Raw genomic sequence first — 10,343 nt, 5'->3', positions numbered from 1 at the left:
AGCATCTCCTTTGGGCTCTCCCTCTCTGGTCAGGTCCGGAGAGTATGGAGAAGGATGCTGGGGTGGGTCAATTTTGGACGCCGATTTGGCCTAAAGGTGGGTCATTTTTGCATGCCGGTTCACATGAGGCGGAACGCAATGCTACCTGCCGCCGCAGGCTGTTCACAGCCGGCTTTCTCTCGGCCATCCTCAACCCGAAAAATGCAGTCTTCTATCTCAGCCTCTTCACCGTGATCGTGAGCCGCGATACGCCCCAGGCGATCCAACCCTGTTACGGCGTATGGATGGTTCTCGCCGTCTTCTTCTGGGATCTGTCGATTGCGCGGTTGGCGGGGAGCGAAAAGGTAAGATGCCGCCTCGACCGCCACGCGCCCTGGATCGAAAAATGCTCCGGAGGAGTGCTGCTTCTCCTCGGGGCGGTATTGCTGTTGCGGTAGCTGCCCCTATTCGACATGCGGGGCGCGGGGGCGCTCGGAATGACGTTTCTGCAGGCACAACCCTTTTGCTCAAATATCCAAATCTCAGCAATGTCCCCTCACGGGACTCATGGGATTGGCTGTCGGGGGCTGCTGTGCAACTGGTCGACTGGCCGCACTAGAGATATACTATTCTGAGGGTGCTGAAGTCCTGCTTGGCGAGTTAAATACACTTTTGAAGGGGGACGACATGGCAGGTAGTAAATCAATTCTTACTAGTATCTTGGCATCGAAGCTATCACCTGCCGAGCGCTCAAGGTTCATAGAATGGTCTAATGGTGTAACTAATGAAGAATTTGATGATGGCTTGAGCCTGTTTTTCAAAATTGAAGAGGTGCAGGACGCAATAGGTGACTATGCAATCGAACAAATTCAAGAAATTGAGAATCATTGCAACATCAAGATATCAGCCGTGATAAGGGTTGACGGTAGCACGTATAAATACCGCCAGTGACCTAAACGGAGTGAGGATCTGGGCGGGCTCCCAGGTGGGAAGGGAGCCGGCGATCACGACCTCTGCAAAAAGGCTTCAGCCTCGCCCGTTGAAAAACGGCGGCTGGAGCCTTTTCATGTTCATGGGCATCCCCCTCCCGCCCGGAGCGTGGGAGGCCGGATGATGAGGGAATAATTTTCGGCGCTTGACGAGATTACAGCCTTTGCTATATTGGACAAAACTAATCTTTGGTCCGGGAGGCTACTATGGTCGAGGAGTACGATTCAGTCGATACCAATCTCCGAAAGCAGACTTTCCCCCAGTTGTTCGTCACCGTTACTGAGCTCGCTGATTCCCTGGATGCCAGTTCGCTCTACAACGAAAACCGGCCCGCACACGTCTGTTGCGGACAGACGTTGAGGGAGCATGTGCTGGCCATGAAGGAACTGAGCGCCGGGGCCGACAGGGGAGACGTCCTGTTCCGGGAACAGCGCCAGAAAGTGCGGGATTTTTGCGAGCTCGACGTGCTGGGCTCGGTCAGTTACATGAAGACCATCGCGATCCACCGGAGGGATCCCAGCATCCTCCACACCATCAAGCTGCCGCCAAAGGAAACCGCCCACAAGAATTCACGCAAGGCGCACTCCTCCCGGCAAAATGTGGAGATCCGTCTCGACGTGAAACATGTGAAAGGGAAAACGGGATGGATTCTCGTCCAGGGCAGTCACGTTCGGGGGGGCGGGCCGTACCTGATCAATCTCTGTAAAGGTGAACCGACTTCTGAGGCGAGCTGGTACAACCCTGGAGGACACCACGCCAGTTGCGCCAAGATCATCCTCAAAAACCTCGAGCCGGCCAACAGGTACTACGTCAGGATGAGGACCGATGGGCCGGAGGGGCCTGGGCCGTGGTCTCAGGCTGTTTCGATTATCGTGTTGTAATTACCTTTCCCAATTCCCCGCTTCGGCCTGCCGGCTTGCGGCAGACCGAAGCTGCTTGTCCTTCCAAAAAGCAAATCCCTTCTGTCCCCCCTTCGTAAAGGGTGGAACTCGAGTTCTCCTGCATCACTTAGTGGCCAACAGCGGCCAAAGGCCCCCTGACTCCTTCGCAAAGACAGGACCTTGAGTTTATCGCCAGGTTCTAACTTCAAAAAGTGGTGCATAACTTCACAAAATATTATTCAAGACATTAAAATTGAAGTCCTCGCACAGAAAAAAAGCGACAACTCTCGGGCGCGGCGTTTCAACTTCAAAAAACCGTGCACAACTTCCAAAAATATTTTTTGGAACATTAAAATCAAAGTTCTCGCACAAAAAAAATGCGACAACTCTCGGGCGCGGCGTTTCAACTTCAAAAAGCCGTGCACAACTTCTAAAAATAATTTTTGGAACATTAAAATCAAAGTTCTCGCACAAAAAAAATGCGACAACTCTCGGACGCGGCGTTTCAACTTCAAAAAGTCGTGCATAACTTCCAAAAATATTTTTTGGAACATTAAAATCGAAGTTCTCGCACCAAAAAAATGCGACAACGCTCCGCCGCGACGTTCCAACTTCAAAAAGTCGTGCACATCTCCTAAAATTTTCTTTTGAAACCCGGAAATTGAAGTTCGCGCGCCAAAAAGAGGGGACGAGTGCTATATTCGCCGCATTGAGCAATTCCGGTCAGGATTTCTCTCCGACTCTCGGGTAGGATCACCTGCGAATCGAGAGGGGACGGTAGGCACATGGACAAGGCACAGGCATACGCGCAACGCTTCGACAGGGTCGTTCGGTACATCGAGCGGCACCTTGACGAGCCGTTGACGGTCGAGGGACTGAGCCGGGTGGCGCATTTCTCGAAATTCCACTTCCACCGGCAGTTCACGCTCTACACCGGCATGGGGGTCTTCGCCTTCATCCGGCAAATGCGGCTGAAGCACGCCTCGTACCGGCTCTGCTACCGCCGCGAGGAGCGGATCATCGATATTGCCCTGGACGCTGGCTTCGAGAGTCCCGAGGCCTTCTCCCGCGCCTTCAGGCAGGTGTTCGGCCAGTCCCCCTCTCAATTCAGAAAATCACCGAAATGGCAGCCCTGGAAGGAACGCTTCCGGCCGCCGCCCATGCAAAGGAGAGAAGACATGGAAGTAAAAATCGTGGAGTTCCCCGAGACCCGGATCGCCGTCCTGGCCCACCGCGGCGCGCCGGAGAAGCTGAACGATTCGGCGCTGAAGTTCATCGAATGGCGCAAAGAGAGCGGGCTTTCGCCGGTGAAGCAGGCGCTTACCCTCGGCATCGCCTACGACGATCCCGCGGTGACCGAGCCCGAACGGTTCCGCTTCGACATCTGCGGCACGGTGTCGGAACCGGTGCCGGAGAACCCGCAGGGGGTAGAAAACGGCGTGATCCCGGGCGGCCGCTGCGCGGTTGTGCGCCATCTCGGATGCCATGACCGGATCGGCGACACCATCTATCCCCTCTGCCGCGACTGGTTCCCCCAAAGCGGGGAGGAGCTGCGGGACTTCCCGATCTTCTTCCACTACCTGAACCTGGTTCCGGACGTCGCCGAACACGAGCTCGTGACCGACATCTATCTGCCGCTGAAATAGCCGGTGCGGCCGCTGCAAAAGCGTCAAAGGCTCCGGCCGGGACATGCCACCTCCCGGCTCGGAGCCTTTGCTGTTTACTTATTAAAGAAAATAGTGTATACGCTATCGGAAGGGCGAGAGGGAACCTGCACATTCCGATGCATCCAGGCAATTCCCGTACGCGAAGAATCGAATTACATGGGGCCCGGACCGGGCCTGCGGTTCTGCAGCCGTCGACACGCGAGGTGGCGCGACGGCGTTTAGGGATGCCATGATGCGTTCTCTGCGATTGTACGCCGCCATGCAAGCGGCCCTCAAACAGGCCCACATGCTCTCCTCCGCAATCCTCGCTGGAAGCGGCGCCTCTCTTCTCTACCTGCTCCACATCTACACGACGTCTTCCCAAAGGGTCGAGGCGGCCGTCCTCAACCAGTCGACCATCGAACTGGTCCAATACCTCGTTCTTCCCAGCGCCGGTTTTTCCATCGCCACCGGTGCCATCATCTGCCTGGCGGAGCGTCGCGCCGCCTTCTCCTGCCATTACATGGTTACCAAGGGCATGAACGCGTTAACGGCTGTCGCCCTGGGCGCCATCCTCTATTTCGGGCTTGGGAAACTCGCCGCAGCGGCCTCGGACATACGCGGGGTATCGCTGGCGGGACATGTCTTCCAGGTCGAGGACGTCCTGGGCGGAACCAACCTCCTGGCCGCCGTGCTCATGGGGACCATCCTTTTCGTGCTGTACAACGTGGTGCATCGCCCCTGCGCCGATGCGGGCGGCTGCAAGCTGTGCAGCTGCAACGGGGTTCGGGGTGCCGAAGCGGATGACTCGTTCAGCGATCCTCGTGACGCGCAGTAACAGGGCAACTACGAGCTGATTTTGCCGAGGCAAGTCCCCCCTGTCCTCCCTGTCCCCCCTTCGCTATTCCTTCCTTCCCTATCATTTCTTAACCGCCAGGACGAACAGCTCCAGCGTGACCAGGTCGTGCACGAGATGCATGCCGAGGCGCTCGAAGAGCTTTCCCGAGCCGTACCCGGCGTCCCAGAGGGTTCGGTCGATGTCGAGGTGTGCATGCGCCTTGATGCTGCCGTCTTCCTGGGGCGCCACTATGGCGGGGAAGCCCACCGGACGGGTGACCCCCCTGATGGTGAGTTCCCCGATGGCGGTTCCTTCGGGCGCCTCGGGCGCTCCAGTACTTTCGGGCTCCCAGCGGGTGAGCCGGAACGAGGCGGTGGGGAAGCGCTCGACGGCGAAGAAGTCCTCCGACTTCAGGTGCCGCACCAGGAGTTCGAGCCAGTACGGGTCCTGCAGGTCGCGGTTCTGAATGCTGGTCATGTCCAGCACGATGGACCCGGAAACCAGCCTGCCGTCGCTCATGACCAGCTCACCCCCCTGCACGTCGATGGTGCCGTGGTGGCGGTTGTTCAGGTTGCGCCCGATCCATTCGAGGGAACTTTTTTCCTTGTCGATCGAGTAACTGCCATGCGCGACGCCCGCCTCGGGGCATGGGTCCGTCCCGGTCTCGACGGGGAGTCCCGCCGCTTTCAGGGCCGCGAGCCCTCCTTCCAGGACCGAAACGTTTCGATATCCCGCCTGTAACAGGCGGTCCCGCGCGACCTCGGCGGTGAGCCTGCTCCCGGTCGCGTCGTACAGGATCAGCTCGGTGTTACGGTCGGGAACGAGCTCCGCGATGCGGTCCAGGAACACCATCTCGTAGATGCAGGCGTTCTGTGCGCCTGCCAGATGGCAGGCGGCGTAATCTTCGGGCGTCATGACGTCGATGACGAGGGCGCCGGAGGACAACAGTTCCTTCAGTTCGGCACAGGTGGTCGTTTTCATGGTTTCACCCCTCAGGTCCGATCAGGACCGTTCGCGTCCGCGGCCAGCCTGGCTGCGAGGCTGCACAGTGTGGTGCAATCGGTGAGGCCGTCCAGAAAGCGTTGCGGAATCTGCGACAGCCCCACCTGCGCCCCAACCAGCGCTCCGGTCAGTATGGCGCGCGCCTGGTTTTGGCCGCCGCCGTTGACGGCGTGCAGCAGGGCGGACTCGAAGTCGTCCTTAAAACGCGCCGCCAGGTAATAAGCGGCGGGAAGTTGGTGGTAGATGGCGCAGGGCATGCCGTAGACGATGGAGACCTTCCAGGCGGGCTCGATGCGTATCTCCGGATCGGCGGCGGCCGCTGCCATGTAGGAAGGGGTCAGCAGCGCATCGGGCGAGGCGAACTTACCAGCGCGCGGCGGGTCCGGGGCTCCGGCGCGGGGCGGCTGCAGATCGTCGCCTGTGACGGCATGGAAGGGGAGGGCGCCGTCATGGACCAGCTTCATCAGCCGTCCCGAGAGCTTGGCGTCCAGCGCTTTCCCCTGGACCAGTTGTCCCAGTACGGCGCCGTAGGCTACGGTCATCGATAGGATGGTGGCGTCGTTCTGGGTGAGGGCGGCATTGTCGGCGATGGTGACTGCGAGCCGGGCCGGGTCCAGCGCATAGCGCACGGCAAGGGCCAGTGTTCGTTCGACCGCTTCGGTGGTGTCGGCGTGCCCGCCGGTTTGCCCCCAGGGGAGCTGCTGTTCCACCCGTCGGCGCCACAATTCCCGGATGGACTGGCTTGTGTAGCCTCCCGGCCCGCTCATCGGAGTCCCGTCCAGAAGCGGCAGCAATTCCTCGTCCATGCGGCGGCAGAAGTCGGACTGGTCGTATTTGCCGCAGTGAACCAGCGATTCCAGAAGCAGTTTGAGGATGAGTCCCGCCTGGGACAATTCCCCCGCCTTGAGCCCTTCATGGTAGCGCCCGGGGCGCGGGTCGGTGTAGCCGCTGATCCATTCGCCGTAGTCTTTATGCAACTCGGTTAGATCGTAGTACCAATGGGGGCCGAGCCCAATGGCATCCCCTATGAACGCGCCCATGATGGCGCCGGATGCCCGGTCGCGGAGTGTCGTGTCAGCCATGGTGCACCTCGTTATCCCGCACCAATCGAGTTCAGGTGCGAATGTATCTTCGTATTTTAGCACCTTGAGCAAAATACGCTCAACTTGCGACGCAGAGCGCGACCCGGCGAAGAGATAGCCCGGCTGGATCAACTCAGGAATCCTCGCGGAAACGGCCGTCACTGTGTCATGCGCAAGCTGATTCGACTGCGTCTTCTTTACGCGGGACAACTTTTTGCTATTGTTTCCAAGTCGCCTGTGTCTGCCGGGTCCGGTCCAACTTGATCACCTGTGTCAGGTGCACGCTGATCATCTTGCATGAAGGAGGAAGCTATGAGGAAAAAGTTGCTTGCCTGTGTCGTGGCCCTGTCGGTAGCCGGTTCGGTCACGGCAGCGGACCGTCCGATCGCTCCCAACGGCATCGCCCTCTATCCCGACTATATGTCCTGGAAGGTAGTCGGTCCCTCCTACCGGGAGGACAAGGGGCAGATCCGGATCATAACCGGGAACGAGATCGCTGTGGCAGCCTTGAAAGCCGGAACCAAACCGCTCCCTGATGGCACTGTCCTGGCCAAGGTGGCTTGGAAGGCGGAGAAACACCCGTCGTTCCCCGTGGCTACCGAGCCGGGCGATTTCGTGCAAGTCGAGTTCATGGTGAAGGATGCCAAGAAATACAAGGACACGGGAGGGTGGGGCTTCGCCCGCTTCGTCGGCAACAATTTGCAGCCTTACGGCAAGGATAAAAGCTTCGTCGCCGAGTGCTTCGGCTGCCACACGCCGGTGGCCGCCAACGACTACCTCTTCACCAAGATCGTCAAGACGCCGTAAGGAACTCCGCGGTGGAAAGAGTTCGTGGCGCCCGGCCTTGTGCTTCGACGCGGGGCTGGGCGCTTACGTGCGGAGAACCTGAACCGAGGCAAATCCCCCCTGTCCCCCCTTCGCAAAGGGGGGGGCGGGGGCGTGCGGCGGCTTGTGGACCCGCAAAAATTGCGGAACGTCGCAACTCTTTTGAGATATCCACTTAGCATGATTGCTGAATATAGGAATTTCTTGCTATGAGCCAAGTCGCGTGATATAAACCTTTCCAGTTTCAAATAAGACAAAAAAGGTCCTGTTTAAATTGGAAAACGTATCCTGTATCGCCATCGAAGAAAATTGTGAAGTCCCGGAGCTGCAGTCCTGCGCATCAACCACCGAGGTCAGCCGCGGTCTCCGGCTCTCCCTGAGAACCTTCATCCTGGCATCGTCCCTCGCCGTCTCCTTCATCAGCTTCGCTTCCGTCCTCGGCATCTCCTCGCTGGTCTACCTCGACACCGTCAAACGCAGCGCCACGAGGCTCGCCTACGACCAGGCGCAGCAGTTCCAGCACTCGATTCCCCTGCTGATGGGGAAAGGGGCCACCCGGCAGGAACTCCTGAGCCTCTACAACATGCCGAGCGGGACCGGTGCGCTTGGGAGCCACTCGGTCGAGCTGTACCGCACGCCGGTCGTAGAGGCGCTTTACGGGCGGGTCGAGCTTCCCCCGGATCCGGGCGTGGAGCAGGTGTTCCAAAGCGGCACCGTCCTCGAGCGGGGCGAGGGGCGGGTGGTAGAGGCGATCTTTCCTCTCTTCGCCGCTGAAAACTGCCTCGGCTGTCACGGCAACGCCCGCACCGGAACCCTGCTCGGCGCGCTGAAGGTGCGTCAGGATATCGGGCCGATGCTGCGGCAGGCACGGCACAAACTGTTCTTACTCTTCCTCTTGCTTTCCCCCATCCCGGTGCTGATGGCCCTTTTCATCGCGCGCCTGGTAAGCGCCCGGGTGGTCCCTTCCATCAACGAGCTCGGTGACAAGGTGATCCAGGTGAACAGCATCCGCGACCTGACCCGCCTCGAGTTCTCCGACGTGGCCCCCGGCTTCACCGAGCTGGACCGGATCTTCGGCGAGGTCTCGAAACTGGTGGATAAGATACGGGCGGTGTCGGTGGACAAGGAGATCCTGGAGCTGGAGATCCGGATGCTGGAGAAGTTCATCATCACGTCCGAGGTGATCCGGGACTGGAAGGAGCACGTCGCCTGCCTCCTCCTCGAGATCAACCAGGTGGTGGACGCCTACATGCTGTTCTGCATCTTCCAGGTCGGCGAGGAGCTCTACGACATCGAGGTCTTCTGGCGCGCCCGGCCAAGCGAGGAAACCAGGAAGCGGGTCGAGCTGGAGGTGTTGCGCAAGATACGCAGCGAAAACGCCCGCCTGGCGGAGAGCTCCACCCTGCAGGTGATCCACAATATCGCATCCGACCATACCGAGCTGGTCCTGGAGCAGGGCACCCTGGACCTGCAGACCAAGTCGCTGATCCTCGATTCCCCGCAGATCGGCGGCGTGGTGGGGATCGGGGTCCAGTCCGAGTCGGCGTGGAACTCGACCCGCTGCCTGGTGATCGACAGCATCCTGACCACGCTCCTGAACGTGATCGGCTCCATCAAGGCGATCCACAAGTACACCAAGGACCTCGAGTACTACGCCACCCGCGACCCCCTCACCAACCTCTTCAACCAGCGGGTGTTCTGGGAGCTGATCTCCTACGAGATCGGCCGGGCCGACCGTCACGGCTACAGCTTCGCGCTGCTCGTGATAGACCTGGACAACTTCAAGCACATCAACGACACCTGGGGGCACTCCATCGGCGACCGCTACCTCGCCGCCTTTGCCGCGGCGGTCCAGCAGGCCCTGCGCAAGGGGGACATCTTCGCACGCTACGGCGGGGACGAGTTCGTGATCCTGCTTCCCGAGGCGGACGAGGAGCAGGCGGCCCTGGTGGCCGCGAGGATCAGGAACATCACCGAGGACCTCTACGTGACCACCCCGGATGCGGCAAAGGCCAGGGCCACCGCCTCCATCGGACTCGCTCTCTTCCCGCTGCACGCGGTGACGGAAAAGGACCTGTTCCTGTTCGCAGACAACATGACCTACAAGGCGAAGGGGGAGGGGAAAAACCGGGTCAGCATCCCCACCGCCGAGGACGTCGTCGAGGTGTTCCGGATGGTCGGGGAAAAGGCGAGGATGGTGCAGGAAGCGGTCGACGGGCGCAGGGTCATGCCGTATTTCCAGCCCATCGTCGCGCTCGGACCGGGCCAGCCCGAGTGCTGCGAGGTGCTCTGCCGCATCGAGGTGAACGGCGAGGTGATCGCCGCCAGCGACTTCATCGAAACCGCCGAGAGCCTCGGCATCGTGGGGAGGCTCGACGCGATCCTCCTTGAGAAGGCCTTCGCCACCGTCGAAGAGCAGGTGTACCAGGGGAACCTCTTCGTGAACCTTTCCCCGAAGTCGATGATCCTGAGCGAGTTCCTGCCCAACATCATCGCCCTCGCGGACAGGTACCACATCGACCGCAGCAGGGTGGTCTTCGAGTTGACCGAGCGGGAGACGGTGAAGAACCTGACCCTTTTGGAGAAGTTCGTCTACGACCTGAAGTCCCAGGGGTTCAAGTTCGCCATCGACGATTTCGGGTCGGGTTTTTCCTCGTTCCAGTACATACGGCAGTTCCCCATCGATTACGTGAAGATCGAGGGGGTCTTCGTGAGGAACATGCTCAACGACTACCGGGACATGGCCTTCGTGAAGACGCTCGCCATCCTCGCCAAGGAGTTCAACATCAGCACCATCGCCGAATACATCGAATCGGAGGAAATCCTGGAGGCGGTGCAAAGCGTCGGCATCGACTACGCACAGGGGTACCACCTCGGTTGCCCCTCGCCTGAGCTGGGACAAAAAGCAAGACAACAGGGATAAAAGGGATAAAAGGGATGAAAGCGATAAAAACGATAAAATGAGCTATCTTCACTTTTGAGGACACACCATATATCCTAACGAGCCAGGAGGGTGTGTCATGAGATCGAATCGAAAGTACGATTCAGAGTTTAAACAAGAAGCAATCAAGTTAGTCGTTGATGAAGGCCGCACTATCCG

General features: G+C 59.4%; 10 protein-coding genes. 7 read left to right on the top strand and 3 right to left on the bottom strand.

The features are described from left to right. From KOM00_RS20280 to KOM00_RS20270, 3 genes are all read left to right on the top strand, one after another. Positions 1–437 (top strand): LysE family translocator (locus KOM00_RS20280; protein WP_216500834.1); only part of this gene is annotated, 437 nt, incomplete at its 5' end. 229 nt (positions 438–666) lie between these two features. Continuing rightward, positions 667–930 (top strand): hypothetical protein, encoded by a 264-nt coding sequence (locus KOM00_RS20275; RefSeq protein ID WP_216500833.1) that lies wholly within the window; start codon positions 667–669, stop codon positions 928–930. A gap of 245 nt (positions 931–1,175) precedes the next feature. Then, on the top strand, positions 1,176–1,850 hold the full coding sequence (locus KOM00_RS20270; protein WP_216500832.1) for a hypothetical protein: 675 nt from the start codon (positions 1,176–1,178) through the stop codon (positions 1,848–1,850). Positions 1,851–2,089: 239 nt separating this feature from the next. On the opposite strand, the gene KOM00_RS20265 is transcribed toward KOM00_RS20270, so the two are convergent. Then, the gene (locus KOM00_RS20265) at positions 2,090–2,467 is read right to left on the bottom strand and encodes a hypothetical protein (RefSeq protein WP_216500831.1); all 378 of its coding nucleotides are present in this window, start codon (positions 2,465–2,467) and stop codon (positions 2,090–2,092) included. Positions 2,468–2,635: 168 nt separating this feature from the next. Between KOM00_RS20265 and KOM00_RS20260 the strand changes: the two genes are divergently transcribed. Then, positions 2,636–3,496 (top strand): AraC family transcriptional regulator, encoded by an 861-nt coding sequence (locus tag KOM00_RS20260; protein ID WP_216500830.1) that lies wholly within the window; start codon positions 2,636–2,638, stop codon positions 3,494–3,496. Between the two features lie 253 nt (positions 3,497–3,749). After that, the gene (locus KOM00_RS20255; RefSeq protein WP_216500829.1) at positions 3,750–4,334 is read left to right on the top strand and encodes a hypothetical protein; all 585 of its coding nucleotides are present in this window, start codon (positions 3,750–3,752) and stop codon (positions 4,332–4,334) included. Positions 4,335–4,415: 81 nt separating this feature from the next. Here the strand turns inward: KOM00_RS20255 and KOM00_RS20250 are convergent, their stop codons facing one another. Both KOM00_RS20250 and KOM00_RS20245 read right to left on the bottom strand, forming a co-directional pair. After that, a complete protein-coding gene (locus KOM00_RS20250) occupies positions 4,416–5,315 on the bottom strand; it encodes a YceI family protein (RefSeq protein ID WP_216500828.1) in 900 nt (299 codons plus the stop codon). An 11-nt stretch (positions 5,316–5,326) separates the two neighbouring features. Then, a complete protein-coding gene (locus KOM00_RS20245) occupies positions 5,327–6,418 on the bottom strand; it encodes an ADP-ribosylglycohydrolase family protein (protein WP_216500827.1) in 1,092 nt (363 codons plus the stop codon). A gap of 312 nt (positions 6,419–6,730) precedes the next feature. On the opposite strand from KOM00_RS20245, the gene KOM00_RS20240 reads away from it, so the two are divergent. Then, positions 6,731–7,225 (top strand): cytochrome P460 family protein, encoded by a 495-nt coding sequence (locus KOM00_RS20240; RefSeq protein ID WP_216500826.1) that lies wholly within the window; start codon positions 6,731–6,733, stop codon positions 7,223–7,225. 292 nt (positions 7,226–7,517) lie between these two features. Continuing rightward, positions 7,518–10,166 (top strand): putative bifunctional diguanylate cyclase/phosphodiesterase, encoded by a 2,649-nt coding sequence (locus tag KOM00_RS20235; protein ID WP_216500825.1) that lies wholly within the window; start codon positions 7,518–7,520, stop codon positions 10,164–10,166. Positions 10,167–10,343: the final 177 nt, after the last annotated feature.

It is taken from the genome of Geomonas diazotrophica (assembly GCF_018919385.1).
Lineage (GTDB): Bacteria > Desulfobacterota > Desulfuromonadia > Geobacterales > Geobacteraceae > Geomonas > Geomonas diazotrophica.
This window is presented reverse-complemented; position numbering and strand designations above follow the sequence as displayed.

Excerpts from the sequence above, each read along its gene's own strand:
- KOM00_RS20275 (WP_216500833.1), top strand. The coding sequence starts at position 667 with ATGGCAGGTAGTAAATCAATTCTTACTAGTATCTTGGCATCGAAGCTA.
- KOM00_RS20270 (WP_216500832.1), top strand. The coding sequence starts at position 1,176 with ATGGTCGAGGAGTACGATTCAGTCGATACCAATCTCCGAAAGCAGACT.
- KOM00_RS20260 (WP_216500830.1), top strand. The coding sequence starts at position 2,636 with ATGGACAAGGCACAGGCATACGCGCAACGCTTCGACAGGGTCGTTCGG.
- KOM00_RS20255 (WP_216500829.1), top strand. The coding sequence starts at position 3,750 with ATGCGTTCTCTGCGATTGTACGCCGCCATGCAAGCGGCCCTCAAACAG.
- KOM00_RS20250 (WP_216500828.1), bottom strand. The coding sequence starts at position 5,315 with ATGAAAACGACCACCTGTGCCGAACTGAAGGAACTGTTGTCCTCCGGC.
- KOM00_RS20245 (WP_216500827.1), bottom strand. The coding sequence starts at position 6,418 with ATGGCTGACACGACACTCCGCGACCGGGCATCCGGCGCCATCATGGGC.
- KOM00_RS20240 (WP_216500826.1), top strand. The coding sequence starts at position 6,731 with ATGAGGAAAAAGTTGCTTGCCTGTGTCGTGGCCCTGTCGGTAGCCGGT.